Below are 24,990 nucleotides of genomic sequence, written 5' to 3'. Positions count from 1 at the left end.
TGATGAAACAACTATTGAAATTCAGCATGCTGTGTTTTGCGCTTTTGGGGATGAATGCCGCCTGCGCGCAGGAGGCCACCCCCGAACGGCAGGAGTGGAGTTTCAGCGGTATTAATGGTCAGTATGATAAAGAACAGCTTCGGCGCGGTTTACAGGTTTACGAGGAGAAGTGCCGCGCCTGTCACGGTATGAAGCACCTTAATTTTCGTTCACTGACCAGGCCTGGCGGCCCGGAGCTCACGCCTGAAGCGGCAAAAAGTATCGCCAGCGGCTATCAGTTTCCTGAGATTCAGGATGACGGTCAGACGGGGGAGCGGGACGGTACGCTAAATGACAGTTTTCTATCGCCTTATCTTAATTCACAGGAAGCACGCTACCTTAATAATGGCGTTGAACCTGTCGACCTGAGCTATATCGTCCGGGCCCGTTCATACGATCGCGGCTTCCCACAATTCCTGTTCGATGCCTTTCTGCCCTATACCGACCAGGGAGCGGATTACGTTTATGCGTTATTAACCGGCTATCTGCCTGATGACCCTGAACTCAAGGCTAATCGCTACTTTGCAGGCGGCATTATAAATATGCCGAAGCCGCTGACTGACGGTGAGATCCAATGGAAGCCTTTATCACAAAAAGCTGAAACTGAGGAGCAGTATGCCAGGGATGTTACCGCCTTCCTGGCATGGGCCGCCGACCCTAACCTCTCAGAGCGAAGAGAGCAGGGAATTTACGTGATGGGCTACCTGGCCATCATGCTGGGGCTACTGTGGATATTACGACGGATGAAGAGGCGCCCACCGAAATGAGCGTAAGTGGGGGAAGTATGCTTGAAGCCATAAAGCTCTGCTGTGAGAGAGATGAGCGCGTCTTGTTTAAAGATTTAACCTTCCGGGTTAATGCAGGGGAATGGATTCAAATCACCGGGGGGAATGGGGCCGGAAAAACATCTCTGTTACGCTTACTTACCGGGCTCTCTCGCCCTGATGTCGGCGAGGTATGCTGGCAGGGTAAACCCCTGCATCAAATACGCGATAACTACCATAAAAACCTGGTATGGATTGGCCATCAGTCTGGCATCAAAACCCGGCTCACCGCGCTTGAGAACCTGCGCTTTTTTCATCAGGCTGACGATTTTCAGCACTATTTTCAGGCGCTGGATAAGATGGGGCTTGTCGGATATGAAGATACCGCCGTCAGCCAGCTTTCCGCCGGGCAGCAGCGCCGCGTTGCCCTGGCGCGTCTCTGGCTTACCCGTGCAAGGCTCTGGATCCTCGATGAACCCTTTACTGGCCTGGATACCCGTGCTGTAGAGAGTCTTACGCAGCGCATGTCACAGCATACCGGGCTGGGAGGGAGCGTTATCATGACCACTCATCAGTCCGTGAATATACCCGCCGATAAAATTCGCCAAATAGCGCTTAGCGGTGAGAGGGCCGAATGATGATATGGCGAATCTTAGGTTTTGAGCTGCGGGTTGCGTTTCGTCATGGAATGGATGTGGCCAATCCCCTGTGCTTTTTCCTGATAGTGATTACGTTGTTCCCGTTGAGTATCGGCCCGGATCCACAGCTTATGGCGCGCCTGGCACCCGGCATTATCTGGGTTACTGCATTGCTATCTTTGCTACTGGCGATGGAACGCCTGTTTCGTGATGACCTACAGGACGGCACGCTCGAACAATTGCTGTTATTGCCGCTGCCGTTACCGGTGGTAGTCCTGGTGAAGATGATAGCCCACTGGATGGTGACCGGACTGCCGTTACTTTTCTTCTCTCCGCTGGTCGCCATGCTGCTGGGGATGGACTTTTACGGCTGGCAAATCATGGCGCTTACGCTATTACTGGGCACCCCAACGTTGTGCTTTATCAGTAGCCCCGGCGTCGGGCTGACGGTCGGGCTAAAACGTAGCGGAGTCCTGTTAAGCGTGCTGGTTCTCCCACTCACTATCCCGGTACTTATTTTCGCGACGGCCGCTATGGATGCGGCTTCTATGCGCCTTCCCGTTGAAGAGTACATTGCAATTCTGGGCGCGCTGCTGACCGGCAGCGCGACATTAAGTCCATTTGCAACGGCCGCCGCCTTACGTATCAGTTTGCAGTAGGGGGTTGTTATGCGTTTATCTGAGTCTGGTGACTGAATGATGTGGAAAAGACGGTATCAACTGGCGGAACCTCTTAAGCTCTATCAGCTCTGTTGTCGGCTGATTCCGTGGATGGGTGCTTCCAGCGCGCTGCTTCTGGCTGCTGGCTGGAGCTGGGGATTGGGTTTTGCGCCTACGGACTCTCAGCAGGGGGACAGTTATCGCATCATTTATTTACACGTACCGGCAGCAATAGGCTCGATGGGAATTTATGGCGCAATGGCCGTCGCCGCATTTATTGGCCTGGTCTGGCGGGTGAAAATGGCCAATCTGGCTCTGGCGGCTATGGCACCGATTGGTGCGGTATTTACCTTTATTGCGCTAGTGACCGGGTCCGTATGGGGTAAACCGATGTGGGGAACCTGGTGGGTCTGGGATGCCCGATTAACCTCTGAACTGGTGTTGTTATTTCTCTATCTGGGTGCCATTGCGCTGTGGCACGCTTTTGACGACCGGGCACTGGCCGGACGGGCTGCGGGTATTCTGGTACTGATTGGCGTGATTAATCTGCCGATTATTCACTACTCGGTGGAGTGGTGGCATACCCTGCATCAGGGTTCCACCAATATGCATGAAAGTATTCATCCTATGATGCGTATGCCGCTGCGTTTATCGATTTCAGGCTATTTACTGCTCTTCATTACGCTGACTCTGATGCGTATGCGTAACCTGATTTTACTCATGGAAAAACGCCGTCCTTGGGTCGATGAGTTGATGGTAAAAAGAGGGCATCAATGACCAGCGCATTTACAACATGGAGCGATTTTTTCGCCATGGGGCGTTACGGCTTTTACGTCTGGCTTGCGGTAGCGATGACCCTTATTCCCATTGTGATTCTGGTGATAGATAGCGCTATGCGGCATCGCATAATTTTGCGGAATATAGCCCGCAGGCGAAACCGGAATAGAGGCAGAGCAGAAGAATGAATTCCCGGTATAAAAATCGCTTATGGGGCGGCTTTGCGGTGCTGGTGGGCATCACTCTGACCCTGCTGCTGACGCTCTATGCGCTGCGTTCAGGGATCGATCTTTTCTATACGCCGGGGGAAGTGATTTACGGTAAAGGTGAAACGCATCGGCCACCGGAAGTGGGCCAGCGGCTGCGTATCGGTGGCATGGTGATGCCGGATAGTGTAAGTCGCGACTCACAGTCTCTGAAGGTGAATTTTAGTCTCTATGATGCAGAAGGCGTAGTGACTGTGACCTACCAGGGGATCCTGCCGGATCTGTTTCGTGAAGGGCAGGCGGCTGTGGTGCAAGGTGAGCTTGGCGGGGAAAATCATATTCAGGCGACGGAAGTGCTCGCCAGACATGATGAAAACTATACGCCGCCGGAAGTGGAAAAAGCGATGCAGAAAAATCACCCTCGGCCGGAAAGCCACCTTCAGGATAAGTCGTCATGATGCCGGAAATGGGCAATGGCTTGCTTTGCCTGGCGCTCGGCGTCGCGTTATTGCTTAGCGTCTATCCGCTCTGGGGGGGCGCACGCGGCGATACGCGGATGATGCATTCGGCACAGTTTTTCTCCTGGCTATTATTTGTGCTGGTGGGCGGGGCATTTCTGATACTTATCCATGCGTTCGTGACCAATGATTTTTCTGTGAGTTACGTTGCCAGCCATTCCAGTACGCAACTGCCTGTCTGGTATCGCGTGGCGGCTACCTGGGGCGGGCATGAGGGCTCTTTGCTGTTATGGATACTCTTGATGAGCGGGTGGACCTTTGCCGTCGCCTTGTTTAGCCGATCTGTGCCGCTGGATATCGTTGCCCGCGCGCTGGCGATCTTAGGGATGATCGCGGCCGGATTTCTGCTGTTTATCCTGTTTTCCTCTAATCCTTTTGCACGTACGCTGCCTGATTTTCCTGTTGAGGGGGGCGATCTTAACCCGCTGTTGCAAGCCTCAGGGCTGATTTTTCATCCGCCGCTGTTATATATGGGGTATGTGGGATTCTCGGTGGTATTTGCATTTGCAATGGCCGAACTCTTGAGTGGGTGTCCGGAGCACTCTTTTGCGCGATTCACACGCCCCTGGACACTGGCTGCATGGGTTTTCCTGACGCTTGGAATTGTGCTGGGTTCCGTGTGGGCCTATTCAGAACTGGGCTGGGGAGGCTGGTGGTTTTGGGATCCGGTGGAAAATGCCTCATTTATGCCGTGGCTTACCGGAACTGCGCTGGTGCATTCGCTGGCGGTAACCGACCAGCGTGCCAGTTTTAAAGTATGGACGCTGCTGCTCGCTATTTGCACATTTTCTCTTTGTCTGCTGGGAACCTTCCTTGTGCGTTCGGGGATATTGGTTTCGGTTCATGCTTTTGCGGCGGATCCGTCGCGCGGGATATTTATTCTCGCCTTTATGGTGGTAACTGTCGGGGGCTCTCTGCTTCTGTTCGCAACGCGGGGAGATAAAATTCGCTCAAGGGTCAATAATGCACTCTGGTCGCGCGAGTCGCTGCTGGCGGGTAATAACCTGTTGCTTATCACTGCCATGCTGGCAGTACTGCTGGGAACCTTACTACCACTGGTCCATAAGTCACTGGGGCTGGGCAGTATTTCGATTGGCGAACCGTTTTTTAATACCATGTTTATCTGGCTGATGGTGCCATTTTCACTGTTACTGGGCGTTGCGCCGTTGGTGCGCTGGGGACGCGATCGTCCACGTAAGCTATGGAAATTACTTCTTATTGTACTAGTCGGTACATTGACTCTGCCGTTTTTGTTGCTGTGGTTATTTGAAGAGAAAGTTGTTGCGAAGGCGGCTGTCGGGCTGGCTATGGCGTGCTGGATCTTTATGCTGACAGTAGCGGATATTGTTCAGCGGCTATCGCGTGGAACGGCAATAACCTTTAGCGACTGGGGTAGGGTGACCGCTCACGCCGGGCTTGCGATAACGATTGTCGGTATTGCCTTCAGCCAGAACTACAGCATCGGGCGCGACGTTCGTATGACGGTGGGGGAGAGTATCGATATTCATTCATATCATTTTACCTTCCAGGAGATTAAACCTGTCACCGGCCCTAACTATCGTGGCACCCTGGCCACTATCGGCGTAACGCGGGAGGGTCTGGAGGAAGCAACGCTTCATGCGGAAAAACGCTTCTACGATCGCACCGGAACGATTCTCTCCGAAACGGCGATTGACGGAAGCCTGACTCGTGATTTGTACGCTGTGCTCGGTGAAGCGCTGGATAACGAGGCCTGGGCTGTACGCCTGTCTTATAAACCCTTTATCCGCTGGATTTGGGCAGGTGGCTTATTTATGGCGCTGGGAGGGCTATTTTGCATGCTTGACCCGCGTTATCGGAAGCGTCGTTATCAGAGTACGCAGGGGCAGCATGAAGCCTAATCTGTTGCTGATTCCATTTATCATTTTTATCACTATAGCGGCGTTGCTGTTATGGCAACTGGTGCGTGGCGCTGAATATGATGAGCCAAATAACCTTGAGTCGGTACTGATTGATAAGCAGGTTCCTCCTCTTATACTCGAGTCTCTGGAAAACCCGGACGAGTATTACCCGGCGGATATACTGATACAGGGGCAGCCGATATTGCTCAATATCTGGGCCACCTGGTGCCCAACCTGCCGGGCTGAACATCAGTTTATTAACCAACTTTCCGCGCAGAAAATCCGCGTGGTAGGTTTGAATTACAAAGACCAGCGCCAGAAAGCGCTAACCTGGCTCAAAGAGCTGGGTAACCCTTATTCATTGAATTTGTTTGACGGTAACGGAATGCTCGGTCTGGATCTGGGGGTATATGGTGCACCGGAAACTTTTCTGATCGACGGAAAAGGGATTATTCGCTATCGCCATGTCGGTGCGCTCAATCATCAGGTCTGGGAGAATGACATCAGGCCTCTGTGGCAAAAATATAGTCAGGACGTGAAAAAATGAGGGCCTTAACAGGTCTGCTGATGTTGATTATCTGCGGTTCAGCATGGGCGAGCATTGATGTGATGCCGTTTAATGATGAAGCGCAGGAGCAGCGGTTTCATCAACTTACGGAACAACTGCGCTGTCCGAAATGCCAGAACAACAGCATTTCGGACTCCAGCTCAATGATTGCGACCGATCTGCGCCAGAAGGTTTTTCACCTGTTACAGGAAGGGAAAAGTAATCAGGAAATCGTCGATTATATGGTGGTGCGCTATGGCCATTTCGTTACCTACGACCCGCCGTTAAACCCGCTTACCTTCCTGTTATGGGGGCTACCGGTTGCCATTGTTATTCTGGGATGCCGGGTTATTTATACACGCGCGCAGCGGCGTGTGCGGTTAAAACAGGAATTATTTCCGGATAAAACGCCCTCAGAGAGAAAACAGAGTGGATTAATTCTTTATCTTCCGGGGATTTGCCTTGCGCTGGGGATAGGTATTCTCTGCTATGACCAGACCGGCAGCTATCAGCAGGTAAAAACCCTGCAACAGGCGAGTTCACGAATGCCTGAGTTGCTGAAACGCGCCCTGTCAGTGCAGGGAGAACCGCTTAATCAAGAAGAGAGGGCGTATCTGATACTGGGTTTGCGTACCCGTCTGAAAAGCGCTCCTGATAATGTAGAAGGCTGGATAATGCTGGGCCGACTCGGGATGATGGAAGGGGATGTCGCAATGGCGGCCGACGCCTATGCTAATGCTCTGCGTCTTGAGCCTCTGAATCGCGATGCCAGGCAGAGTTATTTTCAGTGAGAAATAAAAACAGATTCCCGGTGAAAGACTCTTCGCCGGGAATAGATATCAGCTAAGGGTTATGGATTACTGTCCGGGTAATTTAAATGCTGAAACCAGCCGGGCAAGATTATCTGCCTCATCTTTTAGCGCATGGGTCCGGGATACGGCATCATCGATTAATGCGGCATTCTGCTGAACGGTGGTGTCCATTTCAGATACTGCTATTGTGACTTCGGCAAGCCCTTTACTTTGTTCATTGCCCGCTATCCGGATATTACCCATAAACTGTCTGACATTAAGCACATTTTCAACCAAGTCCGCCAGCGTTTCTCCAACATGATGAACCTGCTCATCCCCCATTTTGATATTTCTGACTGAACCCTCAATCAATGCCTTAATTTCATGCGCTGCTTCCGCGCTACGTTGTGCCAATGTCCGAACCTCTGATGCAACAACGGCAAATCCGCGGCCAGCTTCTCCGGCACGTGCGGCTTCCACGGCGGCGTTCAGTGCCAGAATATTGGTTTGAAAGGCAATACTGTTAATTGCCGAAACAATTTCCACCATTTTCCCGGCGGAAGTGTTTACTTCGTTCATGGTTGAAACAACATTCTGCATCATTTTACTGCATTTATTTGCGGCTAGCGCCGTGCTCTCTGCCAGCTCATCCGCCTGATTGGTATTTTCAGCGTTTTGCTTAACCGTCACATTTAATTCTTCCATCGCCGATGCGCTTTGCTCCAGCGCGGCTGCCTGCTGTGTGACCCTTGCCGATAATTCATTATTATTATCGGCAAGACTGGCAGTATTTCCCGCTACCACAGCACTACTGTTACGAACGCTAAGCAACATAGACGAGATTTTGTCTGCAAACAGATTAAATGCCTGAGATATCGCTGAAATTTCATCATTGCTTTGAACATCCATTCTTCGGGTAAGATCGCCTTCACCCTGGGCAATATCATCCAGTGCCTTACGCGTATCATCGAGCCGCTTAATTAATCTTCTGACGATAAACCATGCACCCAATAATATTATCGCCATCACCGGTAATAATATTTCAAGAACGTCCTGCATCATCACTTTTGCCAGCCCTGATATTCTGCTTTCCGGGGTGACAAGGCCAATAATCCAGCCAGTCTCGGCCATTGGAAATAACATTGCTTGTGATGGCGCATTTAACTGACCGTCATTAACTATTCTGATGCTATTGATAGCCGAGCGATCGGTATTCGCGGATTTAAATTCATTCAGGACAGGTTTCAGCCAGTCAACTTTATCTGCCAGTTCGCTGATTGTTTTAGCTTTTATCTCATCGCTTCCGGGGAAATAGACCAGTTGCCCCGATTTGTCGATGACAAAGGCATAACCCCCTGTTGCCCCGCCATACTGCTGCATAATAGCGGCGATATTATCCAAATGAATATCCGTCGTTGCGACCCCGGAAAATTTACCTGCGGTTTCGTAAGGAACGCTACAGGTAACCATATTGATTCCGGTGACGGCATCCACATATACATCAGACCACTGGCAGGTCTCGGTAGATTTATTCCGGGCATTGGTGTACCAGCTTTCATTATGATAATTTGTTTTATCGTCTACATTATACTCATTTGAAAATATAAGGTTTTCTTGTCTATCTCTGCTCCAATAAAAACTTTTCTTTTCAATTCCTGGCTCAAACATTCCCGGCTCAGGCCAAATACCAAAACCCGTAATAAGATTGTTGCCCTTAATGAGTTTTGGCGGAATATTACGGTATAACGCATCGTCTTTTGGTAGCGACTCCGCTAAATGAGCCAGACTCACGGTTTGCCCGTCAGTATGAGCCAGAATTGAACTTATTCTCGTGACAAGTCCTCGCCCCGTTTCTTCAATTAATGCAGTGTTAACTTCAATGACCCGCGGCTGTCCCCGCCACATCATTGTTATAATGATAATTAGTGTAGTGATGATAAGTAACAGAACGCCACCAATACTGAGACGCGTAGAGATGCGAGATGGATATAATGACACAGGAAACCCCCGAAGAATTAACAGCAGTTCCTATACTTCGGCAATTTGGGAAATACTTTTATAGTTGATTATCACGTGATTTAATTTATTACTATAATAACCATCTGATTTTTATCGTATTGTGGTTTTTAATTTCCTTTCTGGGTTTTGTTTGGGATAATAAGTTTAAATAGATTAAATTTTTAGAGTAAAATATTGTAAATCAATAGGTGATGGTAAGTTACTACCTGGGGTTAAATTATACAAAATAACAGGTGGTGATTATTTATTTTTTCAGGTTAATTTCCATGTAACCTTTTTCTTGTAGGGATGTCTTATTTTTCACGATCTGCTAAATTCGATTTTTTTAACGCCTCTGCTTTTTCATAAATAAATTATCCTATCTGACTATTTTCATTGGTTTATTTTTAAATAACCTAAAGTTAAAGCATCGATATTTCCCGATAATGTTCTCCAAGTGTTAAAAATTAACAATTCTGTCAATTGGTGATCTGATTCAATATTTTATCGTGATTGCCGATTTTTGTTATTCCCTTTTAAAGAGAGTGGCTAGCATGGAGTCATTCTAATAAGGGGGGGCGATGGAAAAGGAACGTATTATCCAGGAATTTGTTCCCGGTAAGCAGGTAACGCTGGCGCATTTAATTGCGCACCCGAGTCATGACCTGGCCAAAAAAATAGGGGTGCCTGGTGCTGAAGCCATCGGCATTATGACGCTGACTCCGGGTGAAACCGCAATGATTGCCGGCGATATTGCCACGAAAGCTGCCAGTGTAGAAATAGGCTTTCTTGACCGTTTTACCGGCGCTTTGGTTATTTACGGTTCTGTCGGTGCGGTGGAAGAGGCACTTATCCAGACGGTTCGCGGGCTAAGCCAGCTACTCAGCTATGCCATTTGTGATATCACCCGCAGTTAGCCGGGTGTTGTCAGGGGATTTTTTGAATGAAAAAAATTGTGTTTGTGGGTGATGTCGGGGCAGGTAAAACCACGTTATTCAATGCGTTACAGGGCGATTTTGAACTGGCGCGCAAAACACAGGCCATTGAATTCAACGATGAGGGCAGCATTGATACCCCGGGTGAATATTTCAGCCATCCCCGCCTGTATCACGCGCTGATTAATACGCTATCAGATTGTGATGTGCTGGTTTATGTCCATGCCGCAAATAACCCGGAATGTCGGATCCCGACTGGATTACTCGATATTTACCCCCGGTTACGTCGCTTTGCGGTGATTAGCAAAGCTGATGCGCCGGATGCAGAGGTATCAACAGTACGTGAGCTGCTCTCCGGCAGAGGATTTGAAGAACCGATGTTAGCCATCAACAGCCTTAATCCTGATGACGTCCTGAAAGTAAAACAGTTTTTGGCCACAGTAGACAGCCAATAAGAGGAATATCTGATGAAGAAACTAATCACGGCCAATGACATCCGGGAAGCGCACTCAGCAGGAAAAACCCGTCTGGATGTGGTGCTGAAAGAGAGCATTATTACTCCGGAAGCGCATGTTGTGGCTGAACAATTGGGTTTTGCAATCTGTGAAGTTGATGCCGTTCAGTGCAGTACTCCGGCTGTAGCTCCCAATGTCGCAGCACCCAATGTTGCAGCGCCGCAGGTTACAAAAACGGAAGCAGAGCCGACTATTTCAGCGACAGAGCGTCAGAAAATCCGCGAATGTATTATCGCCCAGTTGCCTGAGGGCAGTATCACCGAAATCCTGATTGCACAGCTGGTTGATAAAGTTGTGCAGGAGCGTATCGCTCAAATTAAGACGAAAGTGGCGGCATTTACGCCAGCTCAAGATAATACCGATACCCCGAATACCCAGAGCTATCGCAGCGTGACCGGCAAGGGTGGCATCAAGGTAGTGGACAGCAGCTCTGTGAAATTCGGCCGTTTTGACGGGGCGGGTTCCCACCATGTCGGTATTGCCGATCTCATTACCGGTTCAGACAACAGCAGCATGGCTGCCGGGTTTATGCAGTGGGAAAACGCATTCTTTCCATGGACGCTGAACTACGACGAAGTGGATCTGGTGCTGGACGGTGAGCTGCATGTACGCCATCTGGGTGAAACTATGGTCGCGAAAGCGGGTGATGTCATGTTTATTCCGAAAGGCTCGGCGATTGAGTTCGGTACGCCTTCAACTGTCCGCTTCCTGTACGTTGCCTGGCCGGCTAACTGGCAGGATTGCTGAGAGGTATCGCCATGACCTATATCACTGAAGACTGGCTGCGGGGCAATTTTACGCTGAGCGAAGGCAGTGAAATTCACCTGCCAGCGGATAGCCGCATGACGCCCTCTGCGCGTGAGCTGATCGAAAGCCGCCATTTACAGGTGAAATTTCAGGATAAACAAGGCCGACTGTTTGTGGAAAACCCGGAAACTTCCGTTAAAACCGAAACAGCGCTCCCTGACCTGAAAGCGGTACACGGTTTAACGAGTAAGGATCAAGCGGATATCGCGGCCTGTGAATTATGTCATCAGGCGGTGGCGAAAAAGCCGGATACGCTGACGCACCTTAACGGCCACACGATGGTGGCTAAAAATGATCCTCGCCTGGCGTTTCGCGCCGCGCTGGATGCCACGATCGCCGAAGCTGTCTGGTTGCAGACTGAATTTGCGCAGACGGCGCTGAAAGGCTGGCTTGCTGATATCCGTTCTGTGCTTGGCAATATCATGCGTGCCGATGCGCTTAACGAACCTCTGGGCGAGCAAAGTATTGCCGGTCTGAACGCCGATGAGCTGCACAAACTTTCTCATAACCCACTGAAATATCTTGGCCATGACCATATCGTTCCTGATGTCAGCCATGGCCGTGAAGCCGCGCAGCTGAATCTGCTCCGGACTAAAGTCCGTGAAACAGAAGTGAGTGCTGCTCGTATCTATATCGATTGTTATTTTCAGGTCATTCGCCCTGACATTATGCAGGCGCTCAACCGCCTCTCCAGTGCGGTCTATGTCCTGATGGTAATGGTAGTGCGTGAAGGGGGGGTATTGACCACCCAGGCACTGAAACAGGTTCTGACGCAAGGGGCGACAAATGCTCATTGAAAGATGCCGCCAGCAGGCACAGCTTAACCCGCCGCGAGTCGTTCTGCCGGATGCCCTGGATGAACGCGTTATCCATGCCGCGCGTTACCTGAAACAGAACGGTCTGGCAGAGCCGATATTGCTGGCTAACCCGTTTGCACTCCGTGATTTTTCACTGCGCACCGGTGCGATTATGGATGGCCTGACCACCATTGACCCGGACAGCGCGGATGAATGGCGGGCAGAGTTTGCCAGCGCTATCACTGCCCGTCTTGGTGAAAAAGCCCCGGAAGATGCCGATACAGCGATGCGTCAGCCGCTGTGGTTTGGTGCTGCGATGGTTGCCGCCGGAAAAGCTGATTTATGCGTGGCGGGTAACCTTTCGTCGACGGCTTCTGTCTTGCGTGCCGGGCTGAAAGTGGTCGGCCTGAAGCCGGGTGTTAAAACATTATCCTCCATCTTCATTATGTTACCGCCGGGGGCTGAAGGCCGTGTGCTGGGCTTCGCGGATTGCAGTGTTGTGCCTCAGCCCACTTCGGCTCAGCTCGCGGATATTGCGATCAGCAGCGCCGAAACTTTCACCACTATTACCGGTGAAACCGCACGGGTGGCAATGTTGTCTTTTTCCACGAAAGGCAGCGCTAAACATCCTAATGTCGCGATGGTGCAGCAGGCGGTGGAAATTATCCACGCCCGCGCCCCGCTGTTAAATATGGATGGTGAATTGCAGTTTGATGCGGCATTTGTGCCCGCGGTTGCCGCACAGAAAGCCCCAAACAGTGAGTTAAAGGGCGGGGCAAACATCATGGTCTTCCCGTCACTGGAAGCGGGCAATATCGGTTACAAAATCGCCCAGCGTCTTGGCGGTTATCGGGCTCTCGGCCCGCTAATCCAGGGGTTGAACGCACCAATACATGATTTGTCCCGCGGCTGTAATGCCCGGGACATTATCGAACTCGTTCTGGTAGCACAAACACAGTTAGCTCAGGCCGGACAATTCGTTCGTCGCACTGAGGCTGAAAGCGTTATTTAAACCGGTCCCTGATGGGATCTCAATTGAGAGGAAAATATCATGGAAGCATTAGGACTGATCGAAACCAGGGGTCTGGTTGCATTAATCGAAGCATCGGATGCGATGGTCAAAGCGGCTCGCGTTAAATTAGTCGGTGTTAAACAAATCGGCGGTGGTCTGGTCACTGCCATGGTGCGTGGTGATGTTGCAGCCTGTAAAGCCGCAACTGATGCCGGTGCCGCCGCCGCTCAGCGTATTGGTGAACTGGTCTCCGTACACGTTATTCCTCGTCCACATGGCGATCTGGAAGACGTGTTTCCTATCAAAATGTCCAGCGATCAATCACTCGATTAATCGTTATTAGCGTGGCGTGTTTCTGACGCCACGCCATTTTAATCTCCCCGGTTTTTTTGCTGTCACATCGACGGCAGGGGATTGTTTTACCTGAAATCCGTAGCCGGTTGTATTCAGGGTACTCAGATAAAAGAGGTGAACATGAAACTTGCTGTCGTTATCGGACAAATCGTGTGCACCGTGCGTCATCCCGGACTGGCATCCGACAAATTACTGCTGGTGGAGATGATTAACCGCCAGGGGCAGCCTAACGGTGAGGTGGCCGTTGCAACCGACAGTATCGGTGCAGGTAATGGCGAATGGGTGCTGATCGTCAGCGGAAGTTCGGCACGGCATGCTCAGAATAAAGAAGCGGCACCGGTCGATCTTAGTGTTATCGGCATTGTGGATGAGGCCGTTATGGGAAGTCAGGTGATTTTTCATAAATAAATCTCTGCAATGAGTCACAGAAAGAGGCGTGGGTGAATATGGATCAGAAAGAAATTGAGAATGTGGTTAAGGCAGTTCTGGCCAGCATGAATGCGGGTACAAAACCTGCTGTTGCAGCAGCACAACCACAACAGGCGGCAGCCCCACAGAGTAATGGCTTCGGGGTTTTTGAATCCCTGGATGACGCTGTTCTTGCCGCTAAAGAAGCACAGAAATCGTTAAAAACTGTCGAAATGCGCAACCTTTGTATCAGCGCAATTCGCCGGGCAGCAACAGAGCATGCCCGTGAACTGGCCGTTATGGCCGTTGAAGAAACGGGTATGGGGCGCGTTGAAGACAAACTCGCGAAGAACTTAGCTCAGGCAAACGGTACCCCGGGCGTTGAGTGTCTGCGTCCTGAAGTGTTAACCGGCGACCACGGTTTAACCCTCATCGAAAATGCGGCTTGGGGTGTTATTGCCTCAGTCACTCCTTCTACTAACCCAGCGGCAACGGCGATTAATAACGCCATCAGCATGATTGCCGGGGGTAACAGCGTTATTTTCGCACCGCATCCGGCCGCGAAAAAAGTATCACAGCGCACTATTTCTGTTTTAAACGAAGCGATTGTTGCCGCAGGTGGCCCGAATAACCTGCTGGTTACCGTGGTTAAACCCGATATCGAAACCGCACAGCGTTTATTTAAATATCCGGGGATCGGTCTGCTGGTCGTGACTGGAGGAGATGCGGTAGTGGAATCTGCCCGCAAACATACCAATAAACGTCTGATTGCTGCCGGTGCCGGTAATCCGCCCGTTGTCGTTGATGAAACGGCGAATATTGAACGTGCGGCGAAAGCAATCGTTCACGGGGCATCATTCGATAACAACATTATCTGTGCAGATGAAAAAGTACTGATCGCGGTGGATTGCATTGCAGACCAGCTGATAGCCGAAATGCAACGTAACCACGCGGTATTACTGACCCGCGAACAGACCGATAAGCTGATTCCGGTACTGCTAAAAAATATCGATGAGAATGGTCACGGGACCGTCAGTCGTGACTGGGTCGGTCGCGATGCGGCAAAAATTGCGGCAGCTATCGGCCTGACGGTTCCGGCAGATACCCGCCTGCTTATCACCGAAACTGACTGTAAACATCCGTTTGCTGTCACTGAACTGATGATGCCTGTTCTACCTGTTATCCGGGTAAAAGACGTCGAGCGGGCGATTGATCTGGCGGTGAAACTGGAAGGCGGTTGCCACCATACCGCAGCCATGCACTCCACTAACATCAGCAATATGAACCGCATGGCAAATCTCATCGACACCAGCATTTTCGTCAAGAATGGACCTTGCATTGCCGGCCTCGGGTTGGGCGGCGAAGGCTGGACAACCATGACAATTACCACACCAACCGGCGAGGGTGTGACCTGTGCCCGGACTTTTGTCCGTCTGCGTCGCTGCACCATGGTGGATTCGTTCCGCATTGTGTAAGTCGCAGGGGTGAAGCCTGCGGGCTTCACCGCTTTTTATTCCCGGTTAGTGTGAGGTTCTCACGTTAGCCCTGACGTTAGATTTTAAACCGGAGGATCCGATGGTTCAACGCAATCAGGAGTGGCTGGTATCGCGCTTACAGCGGACAGCGGAAATCTGTAATCAGCCCCTGGCGGAGGGTTACCAGGGTGAACCGCTGTGGCTTGGCATCGATCTCGGCACTTGTGATGTGGTCTCCATGGCGGTGAACGCCGAAGGCCAGCCGGTTGCGGTGTGCCTGGACTGGGCGGATGTGGTACGCGATGGCGTGGTCTGGGATTTCTTCGGTGCGGTAAAAATTGTTAATAAACATCTTGATACGCTGCAAAAACAGCTGGGTTTCCGTTTTCAGGTCGCCACAACCTCCTTCCCGCCCGGAACGGACCCACGTATCTCGGTGAATGTCCTTGAGTCCGCAGGCCTTGAGGTCGCAAGAGTACTGGATGAACCCTCTGCGGTTGCCGACATGATGGGGCTGGATAAAGCCGCGGTGGTGGATATCGGCGGCGGTACTACCGGTATTGCCATTGTTCAACAGGGGAAAGTGACCCGCTCAGGTGATGAAGCGACGGGGGGGCACCATATTTCCCTGACTCTGGCGGGCAATCAGCGCATTGCGCTGGAAGAGGCAGAACAGATGAAACGCCAGCAAGGTGAAAATATCTGGCCGGTTATTCGTCCGGTATACGAAAAAATGGCGGATATCGTCGAAGACCATATTCGTGGTGAAGAAGTGACTGAGCTGTGGCTGGCGGGGGGCTCCTGTATGCAACCCGGCGTACAGCCGCTATTTAAGGCGCGTTTCCCGCACCTTGACGTCGTACTACCACAGCAATCTATTTTTATGACGCCGCTGGCCATTGCCATCTGCGGTGTCTCTCTGGGAGAAAGCCGTCATGCCGGATAATCTTTTACCCGCGGCTGAGGTGCAGTCCGCAATCTATCAGGCGCTTGATTTGGTCAATGCTCGTCAGGTGCGTGAGTTTTCAGTTCCCCCGACTACCTTAATCGGCCCCGGAGCTGTCGGCCGTAGCGGGGACGTGCTTGCTCAGCGCGGTATTAAGCATGTCTTTATTATGGTGGACGGCATGCTATTGCAGGCCGGTCTGACCGATATGCTGGAGCGGAATCTCACCCGCAGCGGTATTGAATATGAGATTTGGCCATGTCCTCCGGGCGAACCGCTGGACAAAGATGTATTCAATACTGTCGATAATCTGCTGAAAATACAGTGCGATGGCATTATCGCCCTCGGTGGCGGTTCGGTGCTGGATGCAGCGAAGGCGGTGGCGGTGCTTGCCGCAAACCCAGGATTGTCTCTGGCAAATCTGATGCCGGATACGCCGCTGAATCCACGTCTGCCCTTTATCGCTATTCCAACTACCGCCGGTACCGGCTCCGAAGCCACCAATGTCTCTGTGATTATTGCGGCGGAAAACCATATCAAACTGGTACTGGCCCACAGCCAGTTACTGCCTGATTTTGCCATTATTGATGCCTGCCTGACGCTCGGCGTACCGCCGCATGTGACGGCGATGACCGGGATTGATGCATTAACGCATGCTATCGAAGCCTATGTGGCAAGTAATGTCACACCGCTGACTCAGGCCCTGGCATTACGGGCGATCACCATGATAGGCCATGCCCTGCCAATTGCGGTCGGGCAGGGGCATGACATCAAAGCACGGGAAGACATGATGCTGGCCTCCTATATGGCCGGGATGGCGTTCTCCAATGCGGGTCTGGGACTTTGCCATGCCATGGCGCATCAGATTGGCGCGGCGTACAACATTCCGCACGGCAAGGCGAATGCCGTCATGCTGCCACAGGTCATGCGTTTTAACCGCCTGGTTTGCAAGCAGGCGTATAGCGAAATTGGTCACGCTCTGACTCAGCGTCAGATGACCGATATGGAGGCCATTGAGGCTGTAGAACAATTGATCGGTGACGTGGAACTCGCGCAGACGCTGTCAGCATTAGGCGGAAAACGTGAGGATTTTAATGGTTTTGCCAAAGTTGCTTTGCAGGATATCTGCATCAAAACCAATCCGCGTACGGTCACAGCGGCTCAGATAACGGCAATTTACGAGTCTGCCTGAGTCAATCATAAAAGACAGCCTGCTCGACAGGCGCGAGGGGAGTAGGGTATGGGCATTAATGAAATCATCATGTACATCATGATGAGTTTTATGCTGATAGCAGCCGTGGATCGTATCTTCAGCCAGTTCGGTGGCTCTGAGGCCATTCTCGGTAAAATCGGGCTGGGTAAAATCGGTAAAGGTATTGCCGGTTCTGGCGAGCAGTTTGAAGAAGGCTTTATGGCGATGGGGGCTCTGGGCCTGGCAATGGTCGGTATGACTGCGCTGGCACCGGTTATCGCTATCGTACTGGGGCCATTGATTATTCCCGTATACGAAATGCTGGGGGCTAACCCGTCGGTGTTTGCGGGGAGTATTCTGGCTATTGATATGGGCGGCTTCTTCCTTGCAAAAGAGCTTTCCGGCGGTGATGTTGCGGCCTGGCTCTACTCAGGTGTACTGCTCGCCTCGATGATGGGGGCAACGATGGTGTTCACTATTCCCGTTGCGCTGGGCATTATCGAGAAGAAAGATCGCCGCTTCCTGGCTCTCGGTGTACTGGCAGGCATTGTAACCATTCCGGTGGGCTGTATCGCGGGTGGTCTGGTGGCGAAATTTTCCGGGATAGAGATCGATGGTCAGATTGTCGATTTCAGCATGAGCATGCTGCTACTCAATATGATCCCGGTGATTATTGTCGCCGCGCTGGTTTGCCTCGGTCTGATATTCATTCCTGAAAAGATGATCAACGGTTTTCAGATCTTCGCCAAGATTCTCGTGGCAATTATCACTATAGGTCTGGCTGCGGCGGTGGCGAAGTTCACCGTAGGCTGGAATCTTATCCCGGGGATGGATCCGATTTTTATGGCGGAAGGTGATGTCCCGGGCAAAGTGATGCGCGCCATCGAAGTTATCGGTTCAATCTCTGCCGTGCTTTTAGGGGCGTACCCGATGGTACTGCTGCTAACCCGCTGGTTTGAAAAATCCTTTATGAAGATCGGCAGCCTGTTGAAAATCAACAATATGGCTGCGGGCGGCATGATAGCTACCCTGGCGAACAACATCCCGATGTTCGGCATGATGAAAAAAATGGATACCCGCGGAAAAATCATCAACTGCGCCTTCTCCGTCTCTGCGGCCTTTGCCCTTGGGGATCACCTGGGCTTTGTCGCTGCGAACATGGCTCCGATGATCTTCCCCATGATTGCCGGGAAAATTATCGGCGGTATCACGGCTATTTTTGTCGCCATCATGATGATGCCGAAAAATATTGAGCAGGAAGATGCCGCTGCGGCCGCTGAAGCTGCTGCTGAAATCACTGCCGAGGACAAACAGGCATGAAAACCCTTGAACTCTTAAGTGTCGGTATCGACGTGGGTACCACCACTACTCAGGTGATCTTCTCCCGTCTCTCTCTGGTAAACCGCGCGGCGGTGTCACAGGTGCCGCGCTATGAGTTTGTGGAACGCAAAATTATCTGGCAGAGCCCGGTTCTGTTTACGCCGGTGGATAAAGATGGGCACCTGCGTGAAGAGGAACTGCTGGCGCTGGTGCTGGATCAGTATGCCGCGGCCGGTATTGAACCGGCAACGATTGACTCCGGGGCCATCATTATTACCGGTGAGACTGCCAAAACCCGCAATGCCCGTCCGGCGTTAATCGCCTTATCGCAAAAACTCGGGGATTTCGTGGTAGCCACCGCCGGGCCGCATCTTGAATCGGTGATTGCCGGTTTAGGATCCGGCGCACAGACACTCTCTGAGCAAAAGATGGCGCGGGTACTGAACATTGATATTGGCGGCGGCACATCAAACTACGTGCTGTTTGAAGCCGGGCATGTCATCAGTTCCGCCTGTCTGAACGTAGGTGGGCGTCTGTTTGAAACTGACAGCAGCGGGCGAGTCACCTTTGTTCATGCTCCGGGTCGTCTGATTGCCCGTGACTGCTTTGGCGAGCACACCGATCCTCTGTCTCTGACTCCGGCACAGCTGGACACCATTGCCGGGCGTATGAGTGAGCTGTTGTATGAAGTACTCAGCGGTAACCTCACCCCGCTCGGACGTGAATTGCTGATGACGGAAGGCTTGCCAGCGGTAAGCAGTTATTACGCGGTCACACTCTCCGGTGGTGTAGGTGAGTGTTACAGCAATCCGCAAAGCGGTGATGACTTCCGTTTCGGCGATATCGGCCCTCTGCTGGCAAAGGCCATTCACCGTAATGCTGATTTCAATGCCCTACCAATGCAGACGCCGGCCCAGACCGTCCGCGCAACGGTTATCGGGGCGGGGGCTCATACGCTATCCCTTTCGGGTAGCACCATCTGGCTGGATAGTATCAGACTGCCGATTCGTAATATTCCGGTGGTACATCCGGCGCTGGGCCGTACCGATGATGAAGACTTAGTCAATATCTGGGGGCGGGCTCTGATGCAGATGGATCTTAATCCGCAACAGGATCTCTATGCTCTGGCACTGCCTGAGTCGCTGCCGACGAGCTATGCCTCAGTACAAATCTGCATTGATGCTCTGGAACGCTTTTCCAAACTTTACCCAAATACCCTGCCACTGCTGGTGATTGCCGGACAGGATTTCGGTAAAGCGCTGGGCATGCTGCTGCGTCCGCTGATGAACGGCCGGGAACTGGCCGTTATCGACGAAGTTATTACACACACGGGCGATTATATCGATATCGGAATGCCGCTATTCAGCGGTTCTGTCGTCCCTGTGACAGTCAAATCACTCGCATTTCCTTCCTGAGGGAACGTAATATGAAATTAAAAACCACGCTATTTGGACAGACTTATCAGTTTCGGGACGTCAAAGACGTTCTCGCGAAAGCTAATGAACTCCGGTCCGGGGATATCCTGGCGGGCGTTGCGGCAAATAATTCGCAGGAACGTGTGGCAGCAAAACAAGTGCTGTCTGAACTGACTATCGCGGATGTCCGCAACAACCCTGTTATAGCCTACGAAGATGACTGCGTCACCCGTCTGATTCAGGATGATATCAATGAGACGGAATATAACCGGGTCAAGAACTGGACTATCGGTGAGCTACGTGAGCATGTTCTGAGCGATACCACCTCTCTGGATAATATCAACCTGCTACGCAAAGGCCTGACGTCTGAAGTTATCGCTGGCGTGGCAAAAATCTGCTCCAACGCGGACCTTATCGTTGGCGCCAAAAAAATCCCTGTGGTTAAACGTGCAAATAACACCATGGGATTACCCGGCCATTTTAGCGGTCGTTTACAGCCGAATGATACCCGCGACGACGTACAGAGTATCGTGGCGCAAATCTACGAAGGTCTTTCCTACGGCTGCGGTGACGCCGTTATCGGCGTAAACCCGGTTACGGATGATGTGGATAACCTCAGCCGGGTACTGGATTCCATTTACGGCATCATTGATAAATACGAAATTCCAACTCAGGGCTGCGTGCTGGCACACGTTACCACCCAGATGGAAGCGATTAAACGCGGTGCGCCTGGCGGCCTGATTTTCCAGAGTATCTGCGGCAGTGAAAAAGGCCTGCGTGAGTTTGGGGTTGAACTTTCAATGCTCGATGAAGCCCGTCATGTAGGGGCGCAGTATAACCGTATCGCCGGTCCTAACTGTCTCTACTTTGAAACAGGGCAGGGTTCTGCACTTTCAGCGAGTGCGCACAACGGCGCCGATCAGGTCACGATGGAAGCCCGTAACTACGGTCTGGCACGCCACTATGATCCGTTCATGGTCAACACCGTGGTCGGCTTTATCGGACCTGAATATCTCTATAACGATCGTCAGATTATCCGCGCCGGTCTTGAAGATCACTTCATGGGCAAACTCAGCGGTATCTCCATGGGCTGTGACTGCTGTTACACCAACCATGCGGATGCCGATCAAAACCTCAACGAAAACCTGATGATCCTGCTGGCCTCTGCGGGCTGTAACTTCATCATCGGTATGCCGCTGGGGGATGACATCATGCTCAACTACCAGACTACCGCATTCCATGACATCGCGACTGTCCGTCAGTTACTCGGCCTGCGCCCTGCGCCGGAATTCGAAGTCTGGCTGGAAAAAATGGGGCTGATGGAAAATGGCCGTCTTACCAATCGTGCCGGCGATCCGTCACTGTTCTTCTGATTTTCGGGGTAAATCACCATGGATCAAAAACAAATTAATGACATCGTACGCAGCGTGATGGCTCAGATGGGGCATGCGGACGAAAATGTACAGGCAGTTACCGCTGTCACTCAGGCGGTGTTGAATCAGGGGAATACGGCAGTTGAGTCCATTGACTGGGATCTTGGTTCGCCGGAAGCAAAACAGTGGATTGGCGTTCAGAACCCGAACCGTGAGGAAGTGTTAACCGAACTGCGGAACAGCACGGGCTCCCGTGTTTGCTCGGGTCGTGCCGGTGTACGTCCACGTACCCAAAGCCTGCTGCGTTTCCTGGCTGACCACTCCCGTTCCAAGGATACCGTGCTGAAAGAGGTTCCGGCAGAGTGGGTGAAAAAACAGAACCTGCTGGAATTACAATCTGAAATCACGGACAAAAATCAGTATCTGACCCGTCCGGATATGGGCCGTATCCTCAATAAAGAGTCTGTCGAAATACTGAAAACCCAATGCGTACAGGCGCCGGATGTACAGGTCATTATTTCGGATGGTCTCTCCACTGATGCTATCACCGCGAATTATGACGAAATCTTGCCGCCGCTGATGAAAGGTCTGGAGCAGTCTGGCCTGAAAGTGGGCACCCCCTTCTTTGTCCGTTACGGTCGCGTGAAAATTGAGGATCAGGCGGGCGAAATTCTCGGCGCGAAAGCCGTCATCCTGTTAGTCGGCGAACGTCCGGGACTGGGACAGTCTGAAAGTCTCTCCTGCTACGCGGTGTACTCACCGACCGTCGCAGGCACTGTCGAAGCGGATCGTACCTGTATTTCCAACATTCACCGTGCAGGAACCCCGCCGGTTGAAGCCGCCGCGGTTATTGTCGATTTAGCCAAACGTATGCTGGAGCAGAAAGCATCCGGTATCAATATGAGTCGTTAGGAGAGTTGAATATGCCTGCTTTAGATCTTATCCGGCCGAGTGTGACAGCCATGCGTCTTATCGCTAATGCACACCAGGATTTTTGCCAGGAACTGAAATTACCCAAACATATCCGTAGCCTCGGTCTGATTACCGTCGACTCCGATGATGTGGCCTATATTGCGGCTGACGAAGCTACTAAACAAGCGCTGGTGGAAGTGGTGTTCGGGCGCTCCTTGTATGCCGGGGCTGCAAACTCACCTTCACCGACCTCCGGTGAAGTGATGATTATGCTCGGCGGTCCGAACCCGGCTGAAGTTCGCGCGGGTCTGGATTCCATGATGGCCAGTATTGAATCCGGCGCAGCATTTCGCTGGGCAAATGATAAAGAAGATACCGCATTTCTGGCGCATTTAGTTTCCCGAACCGGTTCTTACCTTTCTGACGGCAACAAAATCAAACTGGGCGACCCTATTGCTTATCTGGTGGCGCCGCCGCTGGAAGCGACCTTCGGGATTGATGCGGCACTGAAAGCGGCTGATGTGCAGCTGGCGACCTATGTACCACCGCCATCAGAAACCAACTATTCAGCGGCTTTTCTGACAGGCAGCCAGGCGGCGTGTAAAGCCGCATGTGATGCATTTACCGAAGCGGTTCTGGATATTGCACGTAACCCGATTCAGCGCGCCTGAGTGGGGTAGTCAGTCGTCAGTTCAGTCATTAATACAGGAGAAAGGTCATGATCAATTCACTGGGATTACTGGAAGTATACGGTCTGGTGCCCGGCATTGATGCGGCAGATGCGATGCTGAAGTCGGCCGACGTCCGCATCCTTAACTATGAACTGGTGGAACCGGCACTGGTGACGCTTGTTATTGAAGGCGATCTGGCTGCATGTCGTGCGGCGCTGGATGCAGGCATTGCTGCTGCATCCCGCACCGGTAAAGTGATAAGCCATAAAGTTATTGGTCGCCCTGATGGGGATACTGAGTGGCTTATCACCGGTTTTAGTGGGGTACCTGTAAAGGTAAAACCCTCACCGGCACCCGTTTCCACCCCTGAGCCCGTTTCTGTTCCTGAGCCCGTTTCTGTTCCTGAACCCGTTTCTGCTCCTGAACCCATTGTCGTCGCGGAGCCCGTCCCAGTTGTGGACCCCGCTCCTGTTACGGCGGAGGTTTCTGTAGCCGCGCTGGATACAGAGACGCTGGTTGCCTATGTCGCTAGCGCCAGACATCGTCATGGCGTGACAGCGGGAGAAGCATCAATGCATTTCAGTCGCTCTATAGAAGAGTGCCGTGATGCCTTAGAAGCGCTCTTTGAGCAGGGCAAACTGCGTAAACGCGGGAGTCGCTATCGGTTAGTAGAGGAGGAAAGCCTCGATGAGTAATCTGATGCCAGGCCTGCATGAATGCGGGCCTGAGATCATTCGTCAGCGGGTGCAGGACGCTGGCGTTGTCGGTGCCGGTGGCGCGGGTTTTCCGACCCACGTTAAGCTGGCAGCACAGGCTGAGATTTACCTCGTCAATGCGGCTGAATGTGAGCCGCTTTTGCAGGTTGATCAGCAACTGGTGGTTCGTGAGGCGGATGCTCTGATCCGTGGCTTGCTGTATGCGATGCGGGCGACCGGGGCAAAAGAGGGCATTATTGCCATTAAAGGAAAGCATCAGGCCGCGATTGAGTTTCTGAATACCCGGTTACCGGAAGCCCTTCGTCTGCATGTCTTACCGGATGTCTATCCCGCCGGAGATGAGGTTATCACTATCTGGCTGGCAACGGGTCGGCGTGTGCCACCCGCTGCGCTGCCGCTCTCCGTCGGAGTCGTAGTCAGTAATGTGCAGACCCTGATTAATGTGGCCTATGCTGTTGAACAGGAACAGGCTGTTACACAGCGGGTCTTAACCGTAAATGGTGCCGTAAACCATCCTTTGACGGTTTCCGTTCCCGTAGGAACTTCGCTGCGTGAAGTTCTGGCGATTGCAGGCGGTTCAACTATCAGTAATCCGGCCTATATTAACGGCGGGCCGATGATGGGCAAATTACAGCAATCTCTGGATGATACCGTCACTAAGACGACCGGCGGCTTGTTAGTCCTGCCGGATGACCATCTTTTAATCAGGCGTCGAACCCGTTCGGTACGCACCCTGATAAACCAGGCGCGTACGGTATGTGAACAGTGCGGCCTGTGTACTGAGCTGTGCCCTCGCCACATGATAGGCCATGAACTGCCGCCGCATTTGATTGTGCGGTCAGTAGGTTATGAACAGATCTCCTCGCCATCAGCGGTGGTTGCTGCCCTGACGTGTTCCGAATGCGCGATTTGTGAAGCCTGGTCCTGCCCGGTGGAAATTTCGCCTATGCGCATTAATCAAATGATGAAAGTGAAGCTACGCGAAGCGGGTATCCGCTATGAAGGTGAGCTACGGCCGGAAGATCCGATGGCACGGGATCGGATGATCCCGGTAAAACGCCTTATCCGTCGCCTGGAGCTGACTGCGTTTATGCATAAAGCGCCTATGGCGAATGAAGTCTATACGCCACAGCAGGTTGTTATCCCGTTACGTCAGCATATCGGTGCCCCTGCGGTTCCGGTTGTCCGTGAAGGGGATAAAGTCACGGTAGGTATGCTCATTGCGGCCATTCCTGAAAAAGCACTGGGTGCTCCGGTTCACGCCAGTATCAGCGGTGTGGTTCGTCATATTGACAGCAAAGCTGTCACGATAGAAAGGGGATAAC

General features: G+C 52.0%; 26 protein-coding genes and 1 pseudogene. 26 read left to right on the top strand and 1 reads right to left on the bottom strand.

Annotation, left to right across the window (positions count from 1 at the left end; translation table 11 throughout):
- The first annotated feature begins 2 nt into the window (after positions 1-2).
- The 9 genes and pseudogenes from M2387_RS22910 to M2387_RS22870 form a co-directional block, all read left to right on the top strand.
- Positions 3-806, top strand: a complete 804-nt coding sequence (locus M2387_RS22910) for a cytochrome c1 (RefSeq protein ID WP_310572796.1) — start codon at positions 3-5, stop codon at positions 804-806.
- Positions 807-823: 17 nt separating this feature from the next.
- Positions 824-1,441, top strand: a complete 618-nt coding sequence (ccmA, locus tag M2387_RS22905) for a cytochrome c biogenesis heme-transporting ATPase CcmA (RefSeq protein ID WP_259052958.1) — start codon at positions 824-826, stop codon at positions 1,439-1,441.
- Complete coding sequence (gene ccmB, locus M2387_RS22900; RefSeq protein ID WP_259052876.1) at positions 1,438-2,100, top strand: heme exporter protein CcmB; 663 nt, start codon at positions 1,438-1,440, stop codon at positions 2,098-2,100. The genes ccmA and ccmB overlap by 4 nt, the downstream gene beginning before the upstream one ends.
- Positions 2,101-2,139: 39 nt before the next feature.
- Positions 2,140-2,877, top strand: a complete 738-nt coding sequence (locus tag M2387_RS22895; protein ID WP_259052957.1) for a heme ABC transporter permease — start codon at positions 2,140-2,142, stop codon at positions 2,875-2,877.
- Positions 2,874-3,065: a heme exporter protein CcmD gene (gene ccmD / locus M2387_RS22890; RefSeq protein ID WP_259052875.1), complete on the top strand. Its 192-nt coding sequence runs from the start codon at positions 2,874-2,876 to the stop codon at positions 3,063-3,065. The genes M2387_RS22895 and ccmD overlap by 4 nt, the downstream gene beginning before the upstream one ends.
- Positions 3,062-3,541: a cytochrome c maturation protein CcmE gene (ccmE, locus tag M2387_RS22885; protein ID WP_259052874.1), complete on the top strand. Its 480-nt coding sequence runs from the start codon at positions 3,062-3,064 to the stop codon at positions 3,539-3,541. Before ccmD ends, ccmE begins: the two co-directional genes overlap by 4 nt.
- Complete coding sequence (locus M2387_RS22880; RefSeq protein WP_259052873.1) at positions 3,538-5,481, top strand: heme lyase CcmF/NrfE family subunit; 1,944 nt, start codon at positions 3,538-3,540, stop codon at positions 5,479-5,481. The genes ccmE and M2387_RS22880 overlap by 4 nt, the downstream gene beginning before the upstream one ends.
- Positions 5,471-6,028 carry a DsbE family thiol:disulfide interchange protein gene (locus tag M2387_RS22875; protein WP_259052872.1) on the top strand — a complete coding sequence of 186 codons (558 nt, stop codon included), beginning with the start codon at positions 5,471-5,473 and terminating at the stop codon, positions 6,026-6,028. The genes M2387_RS22880 and M2387_RS22875 overlap by 11 nt, the downstream gene beginning before the upstream one ends.
- Positions 6,025-6,810, top strand: a pseudogene (locus tag M2387_RS22870) (cytochrome c-type biogenesis protein CcmH); the annotation flags it as partial. The gene M2387_RS22875 and the pseudogene M2387_RS22870, both read left to right, overlap by 4 nt.
- A gap of 75 nt (positions 6,811-6,885) precedes the next feature.
- Here M2387_RS22870 and M2387_RS22865 read toward each other — a convergent pair.
- Positions 6,886-8,817, bottom strand: a complete 1,932-nt coding sequence (locus tag M2387_RS22865) for a methyl-accepting chemotaxis protein (protein ID WP_259052871.1) — start codon at positions 8,815-8,817, stop codon at positions 6,886-6,888.
- Between the two features lie 581 nt (positions 8,818-9,398).
- Between M2387_RS22865 and eutS the strand changes: the two genes are divergently transcribed.
- The 17 genes from eutS (at position 9,399) to M2387_RS22780 (ending at position 24,989) form a co-directional block, all read left to right on the top strand.
- Positions 9,399-9,734: an ethanolamine utilization microcompartment protein EutS gene (gene eutS, locus M2387_RS22860; RefSeq protein ID WP_259052870.1), complete on the top strand. Its 336-nt coding sequence runs from the start codon at positions 9,399-9,401 to the stop codon at positions 9,732-9,734.
- A 26-nt stretch (positions 9,735-9,760) separates the two neighbouring features.
- Positions 9,761-10,207 carry a EutP/PduV family microcompartment system protein gene (eutP, locus tag M2387_RS22855; protein WP_259052867.1) on the top strand — a complete coding sequence of 149 codons (447 nt, stop codon included), beginning with the start codon at positions 9,761-9,763 and terminating at the stop codon, positions 10,205-10,207.
- Between the two features lie 12 nt (positions 10,208-10,219).
- A complete protein-coding gene (gene eutQ, locus M2387_RS22850; RefSeq protein ID WP_259052865.1) occupies positions 10,220-11,014 on the top strand; it encodes an ethanolamine utilization acetate kinase EutQ in 795 nt (264 codons plus the stop codon).
- Between the two features lie 11 nt (positions 11,015-11,025).
- Positions 11,026-11,871 (top strand): ethanolamine utilization cob(I)yrinic acid a,c-diamide adenosyltransferase EutT, encoded by an 846-nt coding sequence (gene eutT, locus M2387_RS22845; protein ID WP_259052864.1) that lies wholly within the window; start codon positions 11,026-11,028, stop codon positions 11,869-11,871.
- Complete coding sequence (gene pta / locus M2387_RS22840) at positions 11,861-12,883, top strand: phosphate acetyltransferase (protein ID WP_259052862.1); 1,023 nt, start codon at positions 11,861-11,863, stop codon at positions 12,881-12,883. The genes eutT and pta overlap by 11 nt, the downstream gene beginning before the upstream one ends.
- Before the next feature lie 39 nt (positions 12,884-12,922).
- Complete coding sequence (eutM, locus tag M2387_RS22835; protein WP_259052861.1) at positions 12,923-13,216, top strand: ethanolamine utilization microcompartment protein EutM; 294 nt, start codon at positions 12,923-12,925, stop codon at positions 13,214-13,216.
- Positions 13,217-13,357: 141 nt separating this feature from the next.
- Positions 13,358-13,645 (top strand): ethanolamine utilization microcompartment protein EutN, encoded by a 288-nt coding sequence (eutN, locus tag M2387_RS22830; RefSeq protein WP_259052860.1) that lies wholly within the window; start codon positions 13,358-13,360, stop codon positions 13,643-13,645.
- 38 nt (positions 13,646-13,683) lie between these two features.
- Positions 13,684-15,120: an aldehyde dehydrogenase family protein gene (locus M2387_RS22825; protein ID WP_259052859.1), complete on the top strand. Its 1,437-nt coding sequence runs from the start codon at positions 13,684-13,686 to the stop codon at positions 15,118-15,120.
- A gap of 100 nt (positions 15,121-15,220) precedes the next feature.
- Entirely contained in the window at positions 15,221-16,066 is an 846-nt protein-coding gene (eutJ, locus tag M2387_RS22820; RefSeq protein ID WP_259052858.1) for an ethanolamine utilization protein EutJ, read from the top strand.
- Positions 16,056-17,258 carry an iron-containing alcohol dehydrogenase gene (locus M2387_RS22815; RefSeq protein WP_259052857.1) on the top strand — a complete coding sequence of 401 codons (1,203 nt, stop codon included), beginning with the start codon at positions 16,056-16,058 and terminating at the stop codon, positions 17,256-17,258. The genes eutJ and M2387_RS22815 overlap by 11 nt, the downstream gene beginning before the upstream one ends.
- Before the next feature lie 48 nt (positions 17,259-17,306).
- Entirely contained in the window at positions 17,307-18,578 is a 1,272-nt protein-coding gene (eutH, locus tag M2387_RS22810; protein WP_259052856.1) for an ethanolamine utilization protein EutH, read from the top strand.
- On the top strand, positions 18,575-19,993 hold the full coding sequence (gene eutA, locus M2387_RS22805) for an ethanolamine ammonia-lyase reactivating factor EutA (RefSeq protein WP_259052855.1): 1,419 nt from the start codon (positions 18,575-18,577) through the stop codon (positions 19,991-19,993). Before eutH ends, eutA begins: the two co-directional genes overlap by 4 nt.
- An 11-nt stretch (positions 19,994-20,004) precedes the next feature.
- Positions 20,005-21,366, top strand: a complete 1,362-nt coding sequence (locus tag M2387_RS22800) for an ethanolamine ammonia-lyase subunit EutB (protein ID WP_259052854.1) — start codon at positions 20,005-20,007, stop codon at positions 21,364-21,366.
- A gap of 18 nt (positions 21,367-21,384) precedes the next feature.
- Positions 21,385-22,278: an ethanolamine ammonia-lyase subunit EutC gene (gene eutC / locus M2387_RS22795; RefSeq protein WP_259052853.1), complete on the top strand. Its 894-nt coding sequence runs from the start codon at positions 21,385-21,387 to the stop codon at positions 22,276-22,278.
- An 11-nt stretch (positions 22,279-22,289) separates the two neighbouring features.
- The gene (gene eutL / locus M2387_RS22790; RefSeq protein WP_259052852.1) at positions 22,290-22,949 is read left to right on the top strand and encodes an ethanolamine utilization microcompartment protein EutL; all 660 of its coding nucleotides are present in this window, start codon (positions 22,290-22,292) and stop codon (positions 22,947-22,949) included.
- 47 nt (positions 22,950-22,996) lie between these two features.
- A complete protein-coding gene (locus M2387_RS22785; protein WP_259052851.1) occupies positions 22,997-23,644 on the top strand; it encodes a BMC domain-containing protein in 648 nt (215 codons plus the stop codon).
- A complete protein-coding gene (locus M2387_RS22780) occupies positions 23,637-24,989 on the top strand; it encodes a 4Fe-4S dicluster domain-containing protein (RefSeq protein ID WP_259052850.1) in 1,353 nt (450 codons plus the stop codon). Before M2387_RS22785 ends, M2387_RS22780 begins: the two co-directional genes overlap by 8 nt.
- Position 24,990 lies beyond the last annotated feature (1 nt).

The sequence above is a fragment of the Klebsiella sp. BIGb0407 genome, from assembly GCF_024807845.1.
Taxonomy (GTDB): Bacteria; Pseudomonadota; Gammaproteobacteria; order Enterobacterales; family Enterobacteriaceae; genus JGM124.
This window is presented reverse-complemented; position numbering and strand designations above follow the sequence as displayed.